This is a genomic window from Paucibacter sp. B51 (genome assembly GCF_027863535.1).
Classification (GTDB): domain Bacteria; phylum Pseudomonadota; class Gammaproteobacteria; order Burkholderiales; family Burkholderiaceae_C; genus Paucibacter_A; species Paucibacter_A aquatilis.
In genome coordinates this window covers 222,675-241,807 of sequence record NZ_JAPIVN010000002.1, presented here as the reverse complement: position 1 = coordinate 241,807, position 19,133 = coordinate 222,675, and the positions used below count along the sequence as shown (strand labels likewise).

Annotated in this window: 15 protein-coding genes; 9 read left to right on the top strand and 6 right to left on the bottom strand. The window is 69.3% G+C overall.

What is annotated here, in order from left to right; genetic code table 11:
• The first annotated feature begins 3 nt into the window (after positions 1–3).
• From OOB33_RS22010 to OOB33_RS21990, 5 genes are all read left to right on the top strand, one after another.
• Complete coding sequence (locus OOB33_RS22010; protein ID WP_271010518.1) at positions 4–1,671, top strand: vWA domain-containing protein; 1,668 nt, start codon at positions 4–6, stop codon at positions 1,669–1,671.
• Between the two features lie 17 nt (positions 1,672–1,688).
• Entirely contained in the window at positions 1,689–2,375 is a 687-nt protein-coding gene (locus tag OOB33_RS22005) for a hypothetical protein (protein ID WP_271010228.1), read from the top strand.
• Positions 2,372–3,559 carry a toxic anion resistance protein gene (locus tag OOB33_RS22000; protein WP_271010227.1) on the top strand — a complete coding sequence of 396 codons (1,188 nt, stop codon included), beginning with the start codon at positions 2,372–2,374 and terminating at the stop codon, positions 3,557–3,559. The genes OOB33_RS22005 and OOB33_RS22000 overlap by 4 nt, the downstream gene beginning before the upstream one ends.
• 114 nt (positions 3,560–3,673) lie before the next feature.
• Positions 3,674–4,150, top strand: coding sequence for a VOC family protein (locus tag OOB33_RS21995; protein WP_271010226.1), 477 nt, complete (start codon positions 3,674–3,676; stop codon positions 4,148–4,150).
• Positions 4,151–4,417: 267 nt separating this feature from the next.
• Positions 4,418–4,993: a PEP-CTERM sorting domain-containing protein gene (locus tag OOB33_RS21990; RefSeq protein WP_102766391.1), complete on the top strand. Its 576-nt coding sequence runs from the start codon at positions 4,418–4,420 to the stop codon at positions 4,991–4,993.
• Between the two features lie 70 nt (positions 4,994–5,063).
• Here OOB33_RS21990 and OOB33_RS21985 read toward each other — a convergent pair whose 3' ends face one another.
• The 5 genes from OOB33_RS21985 to OOB33_RS21965 form a co-directional block, all read right to left on the bottom strand.
• Entirely contained in the window at positions 5,064–6,548 is a 1,485-nt protein-coding gene (locus OOB33_RS21985) for an FAD-binding oxidoreductase (protein ID WP_271010225.1), read from the bottom strand.
• Positions 6,541–8,466 (bottom strand): ABC transporter ATP-binding protein, encoded by a 1,926-nt coding sequence (locus tag OOB33_RS21980; RefSeq protein ID WP_271010224.1) that lies wholly within the window; start codon positions 8,464–8,466, stop codon positions 6,541–6,543. The genes OOB33_RS21985 and OOB33_RS21980 overlap by 8 nt, the downstream gene beginning before the upstream one ends.
• Positions 8,463–11,450 carry a type 2 lanthipeptide synthetase LanM family protein gene (locus tag OOB33_RS21975; protein ID WP_271010223.1) on the bottom strand — a complete coding sequence of 996 codons (2,988 nt, stop codon included), beginning with the start codon at positions 11,448–11,450 and terminating at the stop codon, positions 8,463–8,465. The genes OOB33_RS21980 and OOB33_RS21975 overlap by 4 nt, the downstream gene beginning before the upstream one ends.
• A 6-nt stretch (positions 11,451–11,456) precedes the next feature.
• On the bottom strand, positions 11,457–11,663 hold the full coding sequence (locus OOB33_RS21970) for a DUF6229 family protein (RefSeq protein ID WP_102766394.1): 207 nt from the start codon (positions 11,661–11,663) through the stop codon (positions 11,457–11,459).
• Positions 11,664–11,968: 305 nt separating this feature from the next.
• A complete protein-coding gene (locus OOB33_RS21965; protein WP_271010222.1) occupies positions 11,969–13,507 on the bottom strand; it encodes an AlkA N-terminal domain-containing protein in 1,539 nt (512 codons plus the stop codon).
• A 173-nt stretch (positions 13,508–13,680) separates the two neighbouring features.
• Here OOB33_RS21965 and OOB33_RS21960 point away from each other — a divergent pair, with 173 nt between their 5' ends.
• From OOB33_RS21960 to chrA, 3 genes are all read left to right on the top strand, one after another.
• Positions 13,681–14,583, top strand: a complete 903-nt coding sequence (locus OOB33_RS21960) for an isocitrate lyase/PEP mutase family protein (protein WP_271010221.1) — start codon at positions 13,681–13,683, stop codon at positions 14,581–14,583.
• Positions 14,584–14,715: 132 nt separating this feature from the next.
• On the top strand, positions 14,716–15,246 hold the full coding sequence (locus OOB33_RS21955) for a GNAT family N-acetyltransferase (protein ID WP_271010220.1): 531 nt from the start codon (positions 14,716–14,718) through the stop codon (positions 15,244–15,246).
• Positions 15,243–16,610, top strand: coding sequence for a chromate efflux transporter (gene chrA, locus OOB33_RS21950; RefSeq protein WP_271010219.1), 1,368 nt, complete (start codon positions 15,243–15,245; stop codon positions 16,608–16,610). Before OOB33_RS21955 ends, chrA begins: the two co-directional genes overlap by 4 nt.
• On the opposite strand, the gene OOB33_RS21945 is transcribed toward chrA, so the two are convergent.
• Complete coding sequence (locus OOB33_RS21945; RefSeq protein ID WP_271010218.1) at positions 16,603–17,526, bottom strand: alpha/beta fold hydrolase; 924 nt, start codon at positions 17,524–17,526, stop codon at positions 16,603–16,605. The genes chrA and OOB33_RS21945 overlap by 8 nt on opposite strands.
• Positions 17,527–17,856: 330 nt before the next feature.
• Here OOB33_RS21945 and OOB33_RS21940 point away from each other — a divergent pair, with 330 nt between their 5' ends.
• Positions 17,857–18,942 carry a M35 family metallo-endopeptidase gene (locus OOB33_RS21940; protein WP_271010217.1) on the top strand — a complete coding sequence of 362 codons (1,086 nt, stop codon included), beginning with the start codon at positions 17,857–17,859 and terminating at the stop codon, positions 18,940–18,942.
• The last annotated feature ends 191 nt before the right edge of the window (positions 18,943–19,133 follow it).

Genomic DNA, 19,133 nt, shown 5'->3' with positions numbered 1-19,133 from the left:
ACAATGCCTTGGATTCGAGGGCTGGGCCTGGCGTCCCTGAGCGCGCTCTTGCTGGCCACGGCCGGCTGCGGACGCAAGGCCGAGCAAGCGCCGGCGGCCGACATGCCCAAGCTGGAGTCCGCCCAGGAGGACTTCACCGTGCTGGCCACCAGCGACCTCAAGGATGTGGAGCCGCTGCAGGAGATGGTGCGCAAGGCCACCGGCGTGCGCCTGAAGCTCAAGTTCGGCGGCACCATGGAGAGCACCGAGGCCGTGCTCAGCGGCGAAGCCAAGAGCGACGCCGCCTGGTTCGCCAATGCCAAATACCTGCTGTCCAGCCCGCAGGGCCAGGGCCGGGTCAAGCTGCAGGAAAAAATCATGCTCTCGCCGATCGCCATCGGCGTCAGCGAGTCCGATGCACGCAAGGAGGGCTGGGACCGGCCCGATCTCAAGCTGACCTGGAAGGACATCGCCAACGCCGCCAAGGCCGGCCAGCTGCGCTATGCCCTGTCCAACCCCGCCACCTCCAACCAGGGCTTCATGGCCTTGATGGGGGTCGTGGCTGCGGCCAGCCAGAAGTCCGAAGCCCTCAGCGCCGCCGACGTCGACCGCGGCGCCATCGCCGATTTTCTCAAGGGCTACAAGCTGCCCGGTGACAACTCGAGTTATCTCTCCGAGCAGTTCATCCAGCAGCAAGGCCCCAAGGTCAATGCCTTCATCAATTACGAGAGCTGGCTGCTCAGCCTCAATGCCTCGGGCAAGCTGCGCGAAAAGCTGACCCTGATCTACCCGCATGAGGGCGTCAGCACGGCCGACTACCCCTTCATGCTGCTCAACGAGGCCAAGCGGGCCGACTACCTCAAGGTGGCCGAATACCTCAAGAGCGAGCCGGCCCAGCTCTGGCTGGCGCGCCAGACCCTGCGCCGCCCGATCAAACCCGAGCTGAACGAGCGCGTGGCCGATGTGCTGCCGCGCCAGGGCCTGCAGGTCGAGCTGCCTTTCTCGCCCGACCGGGCGCTGGCCGATGGCCTGATCGCCGCCTACCTCAACGAGTTCCGCACTCCGATTGCCTCGACCTTCGTGCTCGACACTAGCGGCAGCATGGCCGGTGGCGGCCGGCGCCAGCAGCTGGTCGAGGCCCTGCATTACATCGCCGGTGCCGATGCCTCGCTGACCGGCCGCATCGCCCGCCTCAGCAACCGCGAGCGGCTCTGGTTGCTGCCCTTCTCGGACCGGCCCGGTGAGCTGCAGCCTTTCGAGCTGCCGGCCGCCGGCAAGGCCGGCCGCGGCGTGGCCGAGCAGGCCGACAGCGAGGCCAAGCAGCAGGTCCTGGCCCAGGTGCGCCAGACCGCCGACGAGCTGCGCATGAAAGGCGGCACCGCGCTCTACGACGCGGTCTACCTGGCCCTGGCTCAGATGCTGGAGCAGCGCAACCAGCACCCCGGCTACCAGTACTCGGTCGTGGCTTTCACCGATGGTGAGGTCAACAAGGGCCGCTCGCTGGCGCAGTTCGAGCGCGACTACCAGGCCCTGCCCGAGGACGTGCGCGCGATTCCGGTGTTTGTCGTCGTCTTTGGCGAGGCCAACGAGGCCGAGTTGAAAGCGCTGGTCAAGACCACCGGCGGTCGCGTCTTCGATGCCCGCCGCACGCCGCTGTACAGCGTGTTCAAGGACATCCGGGCGTATCAGTGATGGGGCTGGCGGCGGCAGTGTTTCGGCTCGTGGCCTCGCCGGCCAACTGGTGCGGCCTGGGCCTGGCCAGCGGGGTGCTGCTGCTCAAGGCCGTGGGCCTGCTGGGGGCTGGCTGGGGCCTCGGTGTGGCGGCTCTGGGCTACGGCGCCGGCTTTGTCATCGGCGGGCTTTGGTGGGGCTTTCCGTCCCGCCGCGAGCCGGCCTGGGAGGCCTTGCAGTTCAGCGACGAAGGCGATGCCCGCGAGGCCATGGAGCGCGCGCTCGACGGCGTGCGCCGTCTGACCGAGTACAACCCCGAGCAGCGCATTCCGCCGGCCCTGCAGGGCCGCGTGCTGGCCCTGTGCACGGCGCTCGATGGCCTGCTGCAGCAGTGGGAGCGCAGCAAGGGCAATCTCTCCCTGCAGGACAGTTTTCACGCGCGCCACATCGCCATCCGCTACCTGCCCGAGGCACTCAACACCTACCTGTCGATTCCGGCGGCATTTGCCAGCCGCAAGGTCCTGGACAACGGCAAGACCGCCGAAGCCACCTTCGCCGACACCCTGGCCGAGCTGGAAGCCAAGGTGCTGCAGCTGGGCGACGATCTGGCGGCGCAGGATGCCCACGCCTTTCTCGTCCATTCCAAATTCCTGAGCCAGAAGTTCGGCCCGCAAGGTCTGGACGCCCCGGCACTCAACACCGCCCCCGAGGAGCGCAAGCCATGAACTCTCCGTCCGCCCCGACCCGCACGGCCACGCCCGCCTTCCAGTTGCAGCCGCCCGAGGTGATCCACCCGGTGGCCGCCGAGGCCACGCGCGAGGCCGTGCCGCTCAAGCCCGAGCTGGCCCAGCAGGTCGATGCCCAAGTGCTGCAGTTCATCGACGCCCTGGCCCGCGAAGACCTGCACAGCGAAGCCTTCAAACAGCGCCTGGACAGCGCCTTCGCCCTGGGCAAGGAAGAGATCTCCAATGCGTCCTCGCTGATGCAGGGCCGCTTCATGAACCGCAATTTCGCCGGCATCGAGGACACGCCGGCCTACAAGGCGATTGCCGAGATCCGCGCCCAGCTCGACGAGCTCAACCCCGGCGCTGATGGCGACCTGCTGCAGCCGCGCAAGCTGCTGGGCATCATCCCCTTCGGCAACAAGCTGGAGGCTTACTTCCGCAAGTACCAGAGCGCGGCCGAGCAGCTCAAGACCTCGATGGGCCAGCTCTACGCCGCCCGCGATGACATGCAAAAAGATGTGATCGACATCGAGGCCACCCGCGCCAAGCTCTGGGACGCGATGCAAAAGCTCGCCGCCGCCGCGCGCTTTGCCGGCGCCCTGGACAGCCAGCTGGCCGACAAGGTGCAGGCCCTGGAGCTCAGCGACCCGCAGCGGGCCCAGGCCCTGCGTCAGGAGGTGTTGTTCTACGCCCGCCAGAACCTGCAGGACATCCAGACCCAGCAAGCCGTCTGCGTGAACGGTTATCTGGCCCTCGATGTGCTGAAGAAGACCGGCCGCGAAATGATCAACGGCTGCACCCGTGTGGCCACCACCGGCATGAGCGCCCTGGCCGTGGCCCAGACCGTGGCGCGCGCCACCGGCAACCAGATCCAGGTGATGGAGATGCTGCAGGGCGTGAACGCGACCATCGGCAATCTGATCAGCGAGACCGGCCGCGCGCTCAACCAGCACGTCGAGCAGACCACCCAGTTCGCGCAGAACCCCATGCTGGGCATTGACAAGATGAAAGAGATGTTCAACCAGACCTTCCAGGCCATGGATGCGATGGACAACTTCCGCGCCAAGGCCATCGATGTGATGGGTCAGAACAATGCCATCCTGAAGACCGAGCTGGCCCGCGCCGAAACCTATGTCGACCGGGTGCGCCAGCAGCGCGCGCGGGAGGCGGCGGGCGGTCAATGACGAGGGCTTGCCTGGCCCGCTGACCTCGTGCGAGGGGCCAGGCGCCGGCGCAACCCCCGTTCGAGAGTTTTTTCAATCGATCGCCAGGACCTTCCCAGTCCCAAGGAGCCGACCATGTCCCAGATCTCCACCTGCCTGTGGTTCGACGGCCGCGCCGAGGAGGCCATGGCCTTCTACCTCGATCTGATTCCCGGCAGCCGCGTCGTCGATGTGATGCACTGGGGCGAGACCGGCCCCGGCACGCCCGGCAGCCTCTTGATGGCGCGCCTGGAGCTCGGCGGCATGAGCTTGCAACTGCTCAATGGCGGGCCTCAGTACACGCTGAGCCCGGCCGTTTCGCTGTCGGTCGATTGCGAGGACCAGGCCGAGCTCGATCGCATCTGGGGCCGCCTGCTGGACGCCGGTGGCAAGACCCTGCAGTGCGGCTGGATCACCGACCCCTGGGGCTTGAGTTGGCAGATCGTGCCCCGACCCTTGCCCGCCTGGCTGCGTGACCCGGATCCCGTCGTGGCCGCCCGCGTGATGCACGCCATGTTTGGCATGGTCAAGCTGGAGTTCGAGGGGCTGCGGCGCGCCTACCTCGGCATTTGATCGGCATCGCTTTGGGCCGTCTTGGCCCGCAACCCTCAGGGTTTCCCAGAAGCTGCTTCACGTGACGTGGCGCGTCGGCGCTGCGGGCATCCGCCCTCCCAGCCCCTGGTCTTCCGGGCATAGCATGAAATCGCAAGTTCAGCTGGGACGGCGCTTTCGACGCCATGCCGTCTGGGCTTGAGATGTGTTCATTCCGGCGCGCCCGATCTGGTTTGCCTTCATGGCGCGACCGACCACAACAGCAAGACTGCAAGGGACCGTATCACCATGTTCACCCGCACCTGCTCCGACTCACGCCGCGCCGCAGCTCCGCTCCATCGCCTGGCCGTAGCTGCCGCCCTGATCTGTGCCGCCGCCGGCGCACAGGCCGAAGTGTTCACCGGCGACACCAGCAATGGCGCCATCTGGAACCGGCCTTTCGCCAGCTTCTCGGGCCTGTCCTCGGCCGGCACCGGCGTCAAGTACGAGGTGCTGCCCTTCACGGTCTCGGTGACCGGTGCCTACGACTTTTTGAGCACGGCGACGGCCAGCTGGGACAACTTCACCTTCATCTACAAGGACGCCTTCAACCCGGCCACTCCCTTGGTCAACGGGGTGGTCGGCAATGACGACCGGCCCAGCATTGGTTTGTCGGGCTTCAACGTCAATCTGACGGCCGGCACCAACTATTTCTTCATCACCACCGGTTTCGACCCCAGTGAGTTCGGCGCCTACAGCCTGAATGTCAGCGGCCCCGGCAGCGTCATCACCACCCCGGTACCTGAGCCCGCCACCTACGGCCTGATGGCCCTGGGCCTGTTTGCTGTGGCAGCGGCTGCGCGACGCGGCCGCCGTGCCGACTGAGTCCGACCCGTCCTGCCTCGCAGGTCAAGCAGCCTTCGGGCTGCTTTTTTCATGGGCTTTCGGTCTCAGCTCAGCCCTTGGGCAGATCCTGAAAGCTGGGTTCGATGGCCTGGGCATGCTGCATCAGCAGCCATGGGTCATGCCGGCTCTTGAGCGCGCGCAGTCGCGGCAGATCAGCGCCGTAGTAGGCCTGGGCCCATTGCGGCAGTTCGAGATCGGCGTAGCCCTGGTAGACCCGGCCATTGCCGGCGGCGGCCACGGTGGCACGTGAGGCCTGGGCCCAGCGCCGCGCGTGGGCGCGCAGTTCGGCGTTGGAGCGCGCGCCCACCACCGCGGTGTGACGGATCATGAACTGGGCCTCGCGGTGACTGAACGCGCAGTCGGCGTGCGGCCGCTGGTCTGACGTGGCGGTGTAGGCGCCGCCCCAGGGGATGAGTTCCAGCTCCCGGTACTGGGCATAACGACGGTCAGCGGCGAAATGGGCCAGCAGGTCCTGGATGGCGCCAGCCGGCAGGCGCTGCGCGAAGAAGCCGGATTTAGTGAACTGGTAGCCATGTTCTCGGTAGGGCTGGCTGGGTTGCCACGCCGGCTCGCAACGCCGGTCCAGGCGACCGCACAAATAGCTGGCGGCGGCGGCGGCCGGCAGGCGCCATTCACACAAGGCCTCGGCCAGGCTGCCCAGGGCGCGGCGCCACGGGGCCAGCAGGGCCGGCACCTCCTCGGCCTCGGCCAGGACCACGCCGAACAGCTCAATCAGTGGCGGGCCCTCGTCGGCATCCTCGGGGTCATCGCTGGCGCTCAGGGACAGTTCCAGGTTCACGCGCGGGTCCGCCGCCGGCGCCAAGGTCTGCCAGGCCTCGATCACGTCCGCTGCGCAGTCCCAGGACCAGCGCCCATGGACCACATTGAGGGCCTGGGCTGGCTGGGTGTCGAAGAGCAGCTCGGTGACCACGCCGAACTGCCCGGCGCCCGCCCCCCGCAGGGCCCAGAACAGATCGGCATGGTGATGCGCACTGGCTTCGACCAGATCGCCGCCGGGCAGGGCCACGCGCAGGGCCTGAACCTGCTCACAGACCAGACCGTGGCTCCGGCCCAGCAGGCCGAAGCCGCCGACCAGGGCCAGGCCACCCAGGGCCACGCCAGGGCAGCCGCCGGTGGGCAGCAGGCGGCCTCGCGAGGTCAGGAAGGCACTGGCTTCACCGGCGCTGACGCCGGGCCCGGCGCGCAGGCCTTGCAGGTTCAGCTCCATGCGGCGCAGCTCACTCAGGTCCAGCACCACCTCGGCATGGCTGGACAGGTCGGCAAAGCAGTGGCCGCCGCTGCGCACGGCAAAGCCCTGCTCGTGGCGGGCGAGAAAGTCGAGCGCACGCCGCACATCGCACTCGCTGCGCGCACGCAGCCACAGCGCGGATGTGGGCAGGGGGCGGCCCGCGGCGGCCAGCTGCTTGCCCACGCCGATTTCGGCGCGCTCACCCGGGCGAAAGACCTGACCCTGCCAGCGCTGCAGCAGCGGCGACCAGTCCAGCGCGGTCACCGGGTGGGGCGCCTCAGTCATGGGTGGCACCCATGTCGGTGTCGGGCAGGGCATGCAAGCGGTTCTGCAAGCGCACCAGCTCGGCATAGCGGCCGTTCAGGGCCATCAGCTCCTCGTGCCGGCCTTGCTCGACCAGGCAGCCGCGCTCCATGAAGAAGATGCGGTCGGCCGCGCGCACGCTGGCCAGGCGGTGGGTGATCAGCACCACGGTCCGGCCCGCGGCCAGCTGGCGCAGCGAGTCGTAGACGGCCGCCTCGGCGCGCGCGTCGAGTGGGGCGGTGGGCTCGTCCCAGATCACCAGGGGCGCATCGCGGAACAGGCCGCGCGCCACCGCCAGGCGTTGCCACTGTCCGCCCGACAAATCCTGGCCGCCGCGGAAGTAACGCGACAGCACCGTGTCCCAGCCCTGCGGCAGGCCGGCGACCACCTCGTCGGCGCGAGCGCTGCGGGCGGCGGCCCGCAGGGCGCGGTCCTCGGGGTCCGGGCGGGTGTGGCGGCCGATGCGCACATTGTCGCGGGCGCTGCGCGGCCAGCGCACCGGGTCCTGCAGCACCATGGCGATGCGCTCGGCACGGCTCTCGGCTTCGAAGTCGGCCATGTCCTGGCCGTCCCAGCAGATGCGCCCTCGGTCGGGCTGGTAGAGCCCGGCCAGCAGCTTGGCCAAGGTGGTCTTACCGCTGCCGTTCTCTCCCACCAGGGCCACAGTCTGGCCGGCCTGGATTTCCAGATTGATGGCCTGCAGCACCGGCCGCCCCGGCTGGTAGGCAAAGCTCAGGTCCTCCACCCGTATCGTGCCGGGCTGGGCCGGTGCGGGCAGGGCGCCTTGCGGGCAGGCCGGCCGGCGCTGTTCGGCCTGGCGCAGAAAGTCCTGGTAGTCGGCGATGTAGAGGCTTTTCTCGAACAGCTCGTGGGCTGCGCGGGTCAGGCGCTCCAGGGCGGCGCTGGCGCTGCGCAGGGCCAGCACGGCCGTGCCGGCCGCCGCCAGGGGCAGGGCGCCGGCCTGCAGCAGCAGGCCCAGTCCGGCCAGTGTGAGCGCCAGGCCGGCGCCGGCCAGCCAGCGCCCTTGGCTCTGGCGCCGCGCCTCGGCCAGGCCCAGGCTGACGAGATGGTCGCGCAAGGCATCGGCGCTGCGGGCATAGGCCTCGATCACAAAGTCGGGCGCCTGCTGGGCGCGGATCTCGGCCGCCGCCTCGCGCTGGGTGGCCAGCTCGGCCATCATCTCGGTCTCGCGGCTGAGGCGGACCGTGGTGGCCATGCTGGCGTACTGCAAACGGGCCGCGCTCCAGACCGCCCAGGCCTGGGGCATCAGAACCAAGAGCAGCAAGGGTGGCAGCAGGGCGTGCAGCCAGGCCAGGGCCAGCAGGGCCGCCAGCACTGCGATGGCGCCGGCCAGCAGCTCCAGCGCACACTCGAGCGCGCCTTCCAGGTGCAGCACACCGCGGTCGCGGGCGCGGTGCAGCTGGTCGTAGAAACCGGCGTCGTCAAATGCCGCCAGGTCCACCTGCAGGCTGGCGCGGAACAGGCGCTCCTCGGCCAGCCGGCGCAGCTGGGGCACCAGATGGGCGCGCGCCCGCGCGCTGGCGCTTTCCAGGGCCAGGCCCAGGGCCAGCAGGCCGGCCAGGCCCAGCAGATCGGGCCAGGCCGCCTGCAGGCGCTCGGCCGCGTTGCCGCCGGCCAGCAGGGGCTCCAGCACCCGGGTGCTCAGCAGCAGGGCGGCGGCGCTGACTGCGCCGACCAGCAGCTGGCTCAGCAGCAGGCCCGCACCGGCCCGGGGTGCGGCTGCGCGCAAGAGCTGCCACAGTGGCACCGCGGCCTGGGCCAGGCGCCCCAGCAGGCGGGTTGCGCTCAATCCGCCGCCGCCGGGGCGGGCGGCATCGGCCTCGTCCTGCAAGCGCCAGTAGGGGCGCTCCAGTTCCGGGCTGAGGGCGTCTCCGCTCATGCCGTGGCCGGGATCAGGATGGAGGGCAGTCGGCTGTCCGGGTGGGCGCGCAGCAGCTGGTAGGCCACGCCGCCCAGGCCTGGCATCAGGCCCGGCACAAAGACATCGCGGGCGATGCCGCAGATCGGGCCATGGGTCTCCAGGCTGCCGAGCAGGGTGGCGAGCAGCTGCTCGTGGCTCAGGCCTGCCGGGGCCAGCCCCAGATCCAGGGCGCGCGACATCAGCTCCCAAACGCCCAGATCCCCGTGACAGGCGCAGTGGTTCCAGCCCAGACCCAGGCGCCAGCTGGCAGCCGCGGCGCGGCGCACGCGTTCGGCCTGTTGTGGCTGCTGGGCTTGCGGGTCCAGATCCAGCGTCGCCAGGCCGATGCCCACGGCGCCGTGGCACCAGGCTGCGGCCGTCTTGGCGCCTTCCAAGCCGCGCAGGTCCAGCCAGTTGCCGTCTTCCTCGCTCCAGAGCTGGTCTTCAAAGGACTGGGCGGCTGCGGCGGTCTCGGCAAAGCGGGCCTCTCCGCTGGCCCGTGCCAGCTGTTGCAGGGCCCAGGCCATGCCGCTGGCACCGTGGGCAAAGCCGCCCATGCCCTCGGGCCACTGGCTGTGCGTCCAGCAGGCCAGTGTCTGGCCGCCGCGTTGCTCCAGCCTTGCCTGTGCGCAGAGCTGATCGCCGATCTCCACGGCCATCTGCAGGTAGCGCGCCTGGCCGCTGCGCCGGGCCAGCAGCAGCAGGGGCGGGATGGCGCCGGCCTTGCCGCTGAGCACATCGTGGATGTCATCGGCCGCGCAAGCCTCGGGCAGCAGCTCGGCCAGGGCGCAGGCCCGCTCCAGGCATTCCTGCGGCCGCAAGCCGCCGGGCTCGAGCAGGCGCGGGGCCAGCTCGGCCAGCATCAACCAGGCCCAGATCTGCGAGCCCAGGCCCAGGTAGGCGCCGGCAGCAGGAGGGCGGGTCTTGCCGCGCTGCCGGAAGCGCTCGGCATGGCGCTGGTCCTCGGCCCGGTGCAGGCTGTGCACCAGGGCGGGCAGCAGGGCGGCGAGGCCCGGCACCGGATCGGCGCGCCCGGCCGCTTGCTCGGCCAGATAGGCCGCCACCAGCAGGGCGATGCCGGAGAGGCCGCCGTAGAGATCCGGGTCCAGCGGCTGCACCGCCCAGCCGGTGGGGCTGAGCACCGGGGCGATCCAGGCCACGGTGGGGCCGGGGTCCTCGGTGTGGCCGCGCTCGCCCGGTGCCAGGATGGCGGTGGCGACCAACTGGCGCATGATGGCCGCGGCCTGCTGCCGCCGCCGCGTGTCCAGCCCGTGCAGATCGAGCTGCTGTGGTGTCAGCGAGCATTCGGCCGGCATCCAGCCCTCGTTGATGAAGGCGCTGACCAGGGCGGCGCGGATGCAGTGGCGCTCCAGGTCGAAGTCGGCCGCGCGCCAGTCCTGCAGCGCTTCCTCCACCCAGTTGCCAGCGGGCAGCCAATGCGTGCCGCCGGGGCCTTGCAGCCGGCCTTGGCCGGCCAGGGCGCTGAAGCAGGGCACATCGCCCTGGCACAGGTCTTCGACTTCGGCCGCAATCACGTCCGGGTCATTGGGAGCCATGGCCAGATGGGCCGCGGCGCGGGCCAGCAAGTCGGTGGCCCGCTCGATGGCCGGCGCGGGCCGGTGCAGAGAGACCGGGTGCCAGAGCATGCGGGCCAGCTCGGCATAGACCTCGGTGGCGCGCGGCACCACGCGGATGCGGCAGGGCTCGAAACGGCGCAGGCGTGGCGCCAGCAAGCCGTCCTGGTCCAGCGCTTGCAGCAGGCGGCTCAGGCCCTCGAAGCCCTGCAGCACCTGCGGCCAGTACTCGGCCAGATCGGGCTCGGCGCTGGGGTGGTTCTGGGCCAGCGGCGCCTCCATCAGGCGGTGGCCGATGTGGGCCTGGTCGGAGCCGCTCTGCAGGATGTCGGGCTGGGGCAGCAGGGGTTGCTGGCCCGGCAGGGCGCCGAGGGCGGAGTTGTCCACGCCGCGCCAGCCCAGGCCCATGCCGCGGCCGGGCAGCAGGCCGACGTTGAGCACGGTGCCGCCGACCAGGCGCGCGGCCCGGTCGGCCGCCGCGCCCAGGCCCGAGGGAATCGGCGTGAGCTTGGGTGTGAACAGGGTCTCGCAATCGACCACCACCGGATTCGGGCCGTGGGCGATCAGGTTCTCGGCATGCAGATCGCTGCCGGACAGCAGGCGCATCAAGGCCAGCCAGTGGCCGATGCCGCGGTAGAAGGCCTGCAGCTCGGCCCGACCCTGGACATGGCGGTGGGGGATGAACTCGCTCCAGCCGCAGTCGTCATCGGCACCGCGCAGCACCCGGGGCACGCGCATGCTGCTGGGTGCTTCGGCGCGGGCTTGCAGATCGGCCTGCAGCTCGGTGATGAAATCGGCCAGGGCCTGATCCACAGCCACCGAGCGCGGTTTGTAGACCAGGCGGCCGCCTTGGCAGCTCAGCAGGGCCACGGTCTCGCCGCCGCTGTGGCTGTCGCCGGCGCCGAACTCCAGCGCCTGCAGCGCGCCGCAGTCCTGGCCCAGCAGCTCGCTCAAGCCCGCCCGGTCGCGGGCAAAGCGCCGGGCAAAGCGGGCGGCACTGGCGCAGCGGGCCTCGATCAAGCCTTGCACGCGCTGGCGCAGATCGGGGTAGGGGCAGGAGGCGGGCGACTGCTCGCTGCCCCACAGGCCGACCCAGAACTCGGGCGTGGCCGCGTACTGAAGAAATTCTTGCCAGCGGCTTTCGCTGTCCTCGGCGCGCAGCTGGCCGGTGACGCGCGCTGCATTGAGCTCCAGCACCAGCAGGCGGCTGAGTTTGCTGTGCAGCTGGGCCAGCAATAGCTCGCGCGTGGCGGCGAGCAGCACCTGCGCTTCGGCAGGCTGGAATCCGGTGATCTCGCGCAGCTGGCTTGCCAGCCCGTCCAGCGCGGACGGGATCAGGCAAGCCAGAACGGTGTCGAATTCACCGGCGTCTGCAGGAACAGACGCCATGGTGAATCAGCAGCACATGCGGGTGCGCGAGCCCGAGCAGGCGGTGCCGCACTTGCCCGAGATGGTGCTGGTGTCGCCGACGATGTCGGCTTCGGCGTACTCGCCGCCGATGAACAGCGGGCCGGCCGGGTTGCTGCCGTCGGCCTGGCTGCGCCATTGGGCAACCAGGGCTGCGGCTTCGCTGTCGATGTGCTGGGTAACAGTGGTGCTCATATCAAACTCCTTGTGGGGTTCAAAGTCGATGGGCTTGTGACCGAGTCCGGTGTGAACCGGCCCCAACTGGGGGCAGAAGCGGCGAGAGGCTTGTGAGCCCTCGTCTCGGCACGGGCGCATTGTTCTCAGCGAGTGAAGACACTCCCAGCTGTAAGAGTTGACAGCGGGTTAGCCCCGATGGTCGGCGGCGCAGCACCGGAGCTGCCGTGGCATCGGCGTGGTGGCCCCAGGGGCGGCCAATGGGCGGGCAGGCAAGACCTGACCCCAAGTGAAACAGTGGTGCGCATAGCGCGCGAAACCCGGGTTCAGTTTGTGGTCTTGCGTGTCGAGGGGCGGGCGCTTGCCGAAGACAGCGCCGTCCACAGATGCTGTGCTGCGTAGGCCCGCCACGGCCGCCAGACTTGGGCCCGTTCGGCCAGCTGCCTGGCGCTGGGGCGGCTGCCTTCGAGCTTCTCGATCGCCTGTATCAGACCGACATCGGCGGCCGGGAAGGCATCGGGCTCGCGCAGCTGGCGGATGGCGATGTACTGGGCCGTCCAGTCGCCGATGCCCGGCAGCGCGCGCCACTGCGCCAGGGCGTGCTCCAGGCTGTCCTGGCGTTCCAGCAAGGCCGGTGTGGCGAGGCAGGCCTGGGCCACCGCCGACAAGGTGGCGGCGCGGCTGCGCGGCATGCCCAGGGGGCCGAGATCCACCGCGGCCAGCGCGGCGGGGCTCGGAAACAGATGGCTCAGCCCGGGAAACTTCGGGTCGGGCGCTTGGAGGGGCACTCCGTGTTGCTGCACCAGCTTGCCACCGAGCTGGATGGCAGCGCCCACCGTGATCTGCTGGCCCAGCACGGCGCGGATGGCCAGCTCGAAACCATCCCAACAGCCGGGCACGCGCAAACCGGGCCGCTCCTGCAGCAGGCGGGCCATCAGGGCATCTCGCTCGCCCAGCTGGCTGGCGATGGTTTCGGGGTCGGCTCCCAGGTCGAACATGCGGCGCAGGCGCGCAATCACCTGGGGCAGCAGCGATAGGTGGCTGGCGCGCAGCTGCACACGCAAGGCCTGTTGCGCGGGCGCATGGCTGACGCAGACCCGGCCCTGCTGACCGCCGATCTCCAGCACTCGCACATAGCGCCCGCCCTCAATGGCGTCGTCCACCTGCTCCAGCCTGGGAATGGCGCGGGCGCGCAGAAAGCCCAGCATGGCCGGCCAGTCGTAGGGTGGCCGGTAGCGCAGCAGCAGGCTGACCTCGCCGGCCCGCGGCGCCGGCATGCGCGCGCCGGGCCCGTGGCGCAGCGCGCTGGGCGGCCGCTGGAACAGGGCTTGAAAGACCTCGTTGAAACGCCGGATGCTGCCGAAGCCGGCGGCAAAAGCGATCTCGGTCAAGGGCAGGGCGGTTTCGCGCAGCAGTTGCTGGGCCAGCAGCACGCGCCGGGTTTGCGCCACGCTCAGCGGCGAGGCGCCGACATGCTCGGCAAACAAGCGGCGCAGCTGCCGCTCGCCCAGGCCCAAGCGATCGGCCAGTTCGGCCACGCCTGCCTCGTCCAGTGCGCCCAGCTCGATCAGCTCCAGCGCGCGCGTGACCGCATGGGAGTGGCCGCTGTTGGCCACGCCGCGCCAGGCGCTGGATTCGGGCGCAGCCTCGGGCCGGCAGCGCAGGCAGGGGCGGTAGCCGGTTTCCTGGGCCGCCGCGGCATTGGGATAGAAGCTGACGTTCTCGCGCTTGGCCGTGGGCGCCGGACAGATGGGGCGGCAATAGATGCCGGTGCTGTGCACGGCGATGAAAAAGCGCCCGTCGAAACGGGCGTCGCGGCTGGCCAGGGCGCGGTAGCAGCTGTCGGGGTCCAGGGGCAGGTCCATGGGCGAATTCTCGTGGCTTGAGGTGCTGCGCACTGGCGCTTTTCGGACATCAAGGTCGCGAACGATATTGCTGTCCGAAAGGCGCGAGCCAAGCGGCGACGCATTCGCGACCATGGCGGCCCTTTCCCCTTTCCATCACCCAATGCAAGGCCTCCGCAAGGCCTTTCAATTCCATGTTGCACACCCAAGAACCTCAGGAACAGCATCAACATCAGCAATCCGACAAGAGCGACGAGCGTGAGGCCCAGCGCCACCGGGCGCTGGAGTTCGCCGCGCTCAACCGGCGTGGCGGCTTGCTCCTGGCCAATGTCTGGGATCTTGGCAGCGCCCGGCTGTTCGAGCAGCAGGGCTTCGCTGCCCTCGGTACCAGCAGCGCGGCCATCGCCTACTCCCATGGACTCGGTGATGCCGAGCGCCTGGGCCGCGACGCCATGATGGCCCAGATCGCCGCCTTGGCCTCTGCCTTGCGTCTGCCCTTGAATGCCGACATCGAATCGGGCTATGGCCCCTCGCCCGAGGCGGTGGCGTTGAGCACGGCCGCGGCCATTCGGGCCGGCGCTGTCGGCGTCAACCTGGAGGACCGGCGGCATGGCGAGGCAGGGCAGGGCCAGTACACAATCGCCGAGCAATGCCGACGACTGGAGGCCGCGCGTGCGGCTGCCGAGCGCAGTGGCCTGCCGCTGTGGATCAACGCCCGCATCGACAGCGTGCTGCTGGCAGAAGGTCAGGATTCAGACGAGCGTCTGGCCTTGACCCTGGCGCGGGGCCGAGCCTATCTCGCAGCGGGGGCGGACATGGTGTTCGTGCCGGGCCTGCTTGATCTCGGGCAGATCCGGGCGCTGGCGACTCAGCTGGGCGGTCCCTTGAACCTGATGGCCATGCCCGGCGCGCCAAGCGCCGGCGAGCTGTTTGAGGCTGGCGCCCAACGTGTCAGCCTGGGCCTGTGCCCCATGCTCAGCGTCATGGGCCTGCTGCGCGACCTGGGGCGTGAAGTGTTGCAGACGGGACGCTGGCAGGTGATGGGCGAGCGCTTCTACGGCTTTGGCGAAGCCGAGGCCTTGTTTGACGCGCCGTGATGAAGCCCGGCAGCCCGCGCTCAGCGCTCTGCCTGGAAACGACGGTGAGGGCGAAGACGCTGGGTTTGTCATCGAGCGCTGGCTAGACTGCGGGGCCAACAAGCTCACCACTCCCTCACGCGCGAGTCCGCCATGACCGTCCTGCACACCGCCCGCCTGCGCCTCGAACCCTGCCGCCCGGAGCACCTCTCGGGGCTGCACGAGATGAACCGCGACCCGGCGGTGATGCGCTACATCACGGGTCGGGCCGAGACCCTGGAAGAGACCCAGGCCATGATCGAGCGGGTGCAGGCGCGCTGGGCCGAGCTGGGCTATTCCTGGTGGAGCTTCATCGATGCGGCCAGCGGCCAGGTGGTCGGCGCCGGCTGCATCCAGCATCTGGGGCGGGACCGGGCCCAGCCGCTGGAGATCGGCTGGCGCTTGCGCCAGGACCGCTGGGGTCAGGGCCTGGCCTCGGAGGCCGCGCAGGTCATGGCAGCCTTTGCCTTCGAGACCTTGCAAGCGCCGCTGCTCTGCGCGGTCTGTCACCCCGACAACCAGGCCTCTGCCCATGTGATGAAGAAGCTGGGCATGGTCTACCGCGGCCAAGAGCGCTGGTATGAGATGGACACGGCGGTGTACGAGATGGACCGGGCGGCCTGGCGAGCGCGAGCTGCGGCATGAGTGCTGCCGAGCCGACGGCGCCGTCGCTGCCGCCGCAGGCGCCCAGCTTCTGGGCTGCCTTCAAATTCTGGCTCTGGCTGGGCTGCCTGAGCTTCGGCGGGCCGGCCGGGCAGATCGCGCTCATGCACCAGGAGCTGGTCGAGCGGCGGCGCTGGATCAGCGAGCGGCGTTTTTTGCATGCCCTCAACTACTGCATGTTGCTGCCCGGCCCCGAGGCCCAGCAACTGGCCACCTACATCGGCTGGCTGCTGCACCGCGGCTGGGGCGGGCTGATGGCCGGGGCGCTGTTCGTGCTGCCTTCTTTGCTGCTGCTGATTGGTCTGTCCTGGTTGTACCTGGTGCATGGTCAGCAGCCGCTGGTGGCGGGTCTGTTCTTCGGCATCAAGCCGGCCGTGACCGCTCTGGTGCTGCAAGCGGCCCACCGCCTGGGCGGGCGGGTGCTGCGCAATCGCTGGCTCTGGGCGATTGCTGTGGCGGCCTTTGTCGCCATCTTTGCGCTCAAGCTGCCCTTCCCGCTGATCATCGGCGCGGCGGCCCTGGCTGGCTGGCTGGGCGGGCGCTGGCGGCCGGACGCTTTTGCCACGGGCGGCGGCCACGGCGGCGCGAAGGCGGTCTCGGCAGGGCCGGCGCTGATCGACGACCACACGCCCACGCCGGCCCATGCGCACTTCACGCGCCGCGGCCTGGCCCGCGTTCTGGGCCTGGGCCTGGGCCTGTGGTTGCTGAGCATGACGGCGCTCTGGCTCTGGGGCGGTCGTGAGGGCGTGCTGACGCAGATGGGCTGGTTCTTCAGCAAGGCGGCGATGCTGACCTTTGGCGGCGCCTATGCCGTGCTGCCCTATGTGTTCCAGGGCGCGGTGGAGCAGCAGCAATGGCTGACGGCCGCGCAGATGATGGACGGCCTGGCCCTGGGCGAAAGCACGCCGGGGCCGCTGATCATGGTGGTGGCCTTTGTCGGCTTTGTCGGCGGCTGGGGCGCGCAGCTGCTGGGACCGGATGCGCTGTGGGCCGGTGGGGCGCTGGCGGCGGTGGTGGTGACCTGGTTCACCTTCCTGCCGTCTTTTGTCTTCATCCTGGCTGGTGGGCCCCTGGTCGAGGCGACGCATGGCCGCCTGGGTTTCACCGCGCCGCTGACGGCGATCTCGGCCGCGGTGGTGGGCGTCATCCTCAATCTGGCCCTGTTTTTCGCCCTGCACCTGCTCTGGCCGGAGGGTTGGGGTGGGCGCTTTGATGGGGTGTCCGCTGCGCTGATGCTGGCCGCGGCCTGGGCCTTGCTGCGCTGGAAATGGGGCGTGCCCCGCGTGCTGGTGGCCAGCGCCCTGCTGGGCCTGGCCGCACAGCATGCCGCAGTACTGATCAGTTAGCGACCAGGGCTTTCTTGATGGCGCCGACCACCAGGCTCGGGTCGTCCCACATCAGGAAGTGGTAGCCCTTGTCGCTCATCTGCAGGCTCAGGCCCTTCAGATCGGCGTACTGGCGCTCGAAGATGGCGCGGGTGCTGGCTTGCGTGCTGCCCATGCGCTCGTAAGCGGCCCAGGCGCCCAGCACCGTGGTCGGCACCTGGATCTGGCTCAGCTGGGGGCGCAGATCGGTGGTCCAGAGTTCGTACATGGCCTGGGCCGTGGTGTTGCGGTCGCTGTTCAGACCCCACTGCACCAGGTCCTCGATGCGCTCGCTCTGACGGGTCATGCCGGCCATCATCGGTGTCAGCTGGGCGCGCAGGCCCTCGGCCGGGGCATTGCGCATGCCCTGACGCATGCCCTCGGCCATGGGCTTGACCTGCTCGACCGTGGCGGCCGGGTTCTGGATGCCGGGCAGAAAGGGCAGGGAGTCCACCACCACCAGCTGCTTCACCGTCTTGCCCTGCTTGTCTGCCGCCAGCATCAGGCCCAGCACGCCGCCCAGGCTGTGGCCAACCACGGTGGCACCCTGGGGCGCTTCCTGCTGCAGCAGGGCCTGCAACTGCCCCTTCATCTGCTGCAGAAACTCTTCCGGCTTGCTCAGGGCCGGGCTGCCGGCAAAGCCGGGCAGCTGCACCATCAGGCAGCGCACGCCCGGTTGCAGCTGGGCGCAGGTCTCGGTCCAGACGCTGGCGGGGCTGTTCAGGCCGGGAATCATGAGCACAGGCCGGCCTTCGCCACTGCGGCTGATCTGCAGGTCCTGGAACTTCTCCGGCGCTGCCTGGGCCGTGTGGCTGATCAGGCTCAGGCCGGCCAGGGCCAGGCTGGCGCCGATCCGGCACAGGGTGGCGCTCAGTCCGGGTGCTTGCTGCTTGTTCATTGCGGTCTCCTCTTCGTTGACTGGGAATGGAGCGCATTGTTGGCGGCCGCCAAGCGGCGCCGCGGCCCCGAGCGATGAACAGCGGATGCGGGCGACGAGTGGCTAGCCGCAGCGCTGAATGGCTCCCAGCTGTAAGAGCTGACAGTGTGAAGCCGGGCCATGCTTGCCTAGAGTGGCGGCACGCCCTGGCGTTCGGCCTGGTCTGGCGAATGACGGATCGATCGAGGGCGCTGGGTGTGCTGGATCTGCCCCTTGTTCCTCTGGTGGCGTGTTGACCTGTCTGTTGTGTTGACCCCATTTGTATTCACCGTTACTTGGAGTGCCTGACTCATGTTTCGTACCTCTGCTGCCGCGACCGCTTCTGCCACGTCCCACAGCCCGCTGCTGCCCTGGGGCGTGGCTGCCCTGGTGTGTTTTGTGGCGGGGGGCGCTCATGCCGCGGCGGCGGTCAGTGGTCTGGAGGTGCGCCTGTCGGTGGCTCAGCCGGTGCTCAAGGGCGATGTCGATGTGCATGTCAGCGTCAGCATCACCAACACCAGCCGCCAGCCGCGCCAAATCCTGCGCTCTCAGCTGCCAGGTTCGGCGCCGATGGCGGCGCTGTTTCGCATCAGCCGTGATGGCCAGCTTGTCGACTACACCGGCCCACTGGTCAAACGCGGCCCCTTGACCGAGGCCGACTACCTGAGCCTGGCGCCTGGGGAATCCCAGACCTTCGAGGCCGAGCTGACCGGCACCTACGATCTGAGCCAGAACGGCCGCTATGCCGTCGAATACATCGGTCTGGCCAAGCAGGCCGAGGCGGCCAGCGCGATCAGCGAACTGGCCCCGACCTATATCTGGCTGGAAGGGCGCAGCCCGCAGCCCGTATCGGCCCGCCCCGAGCCGTCACCGTCCTTGGCCGGAAGTGTCAGCTACACGGGCAACTGCACGGCATCGCAAAAGACCACGCTGGCCAGCGCCTTCAGTGCCGCATCCAACTACGCCCAGGCTGCCCAGACCTATTTGAATGGCACCGGCTCGGGCACCCAGCGTTACAAGACCTGGTTTGGCGCTTACACCAGCGCGCGCTGGAACACGGCCAAGGCCCACTTCGTCGCCACCAATGATGCCTTCAAGAACAAGGCGGTCACGCTCGACTGCAGCTGCAAGCAGAGCTACTACGCCTACGTCTACCCGACCCAGCCGTACAAGATCTACCTCTGCAATGCCTTCTGGAGCGCACCGATGACCGGCACCGACTCCAAGGCCGGCACCTTGATCCATGAGATGACCCATTTCAATGTGGTGGCGGGCACGGATGACTGGGCCTACGGCCAGAGTGCTGCCAAGTCCCTGGCCTTGTCCAACCCGACCAAGGCGCTGGACAACGCCGACAGCCATGAGTATTTCGTCGAGAACACCCCTCCGCTGCCTTGATCGCCGCAGCGCTGGCTGCACCCGCACCCGAACCCGCACCGAATCCGCATGCGGCCGAGCCCGGCTTGCGGATTGCGCCCTGATCGACCCCTGAAACTTGCCCTCTCCCCTCGTTGGCCCCGTTGGCTGCCCAGCCGCGGGGCCTTTTTTTTTGGGCGCGAGAGCGCTTCAGAAAGAATCGACAAAGCAAA